1 protein-coding gene is annotated in these 255 nt (G+C 56.5%); it reads right to left on the bottom strand.

Annotated features, from left to right (window positions below):
- Positions 1-255, bottom strand: a 255-nt coding sequence (locus KDM90_RS17740; protein WP_212676954.1) for a hypothetical protein, incomplete at both ends; no start/stop codon positions are given.

The raw sequence follows: 255 nt of genomic DNA, 5'->3' as shown, positions 1-255 counted from the left end.
CCAACGGCACCGTTTCTGCTGTCGCCGATTCCAAGATTGTGTCGTCGACTGTTCCTACCGTCACCGTGAAGCTGGACACGCCCGCTGGGACGATCAAGTTGCTACCGACCAAGCTCACGCCATTGCTAAACGTTGGGGCGGTGTTGTAGTCACTCGTTGCAGTCGCTGTACCGCCACCCAAGGTATAGGCGTAGGTCGACGCAATTGTGGTACCCGATGTCAAGGACACGGTGTACGTCAGGTTATTCCCTTCCA

Source organism: Affinundibacterium fentianense (genome assembly GCF_018139545.1).
Classification (GTDB): domain Bacteria; phylum Pseudomonadota; class Gammaproteobacteria; order Burkholderiales; family Burkholderiaceae_D; genus Undibacterium; species Undibacterium fentianense.
Note: the sequence above shows the minus strand (reverse complement) of the source record. Positions and strands in the feature narration are given on the sequence as shown.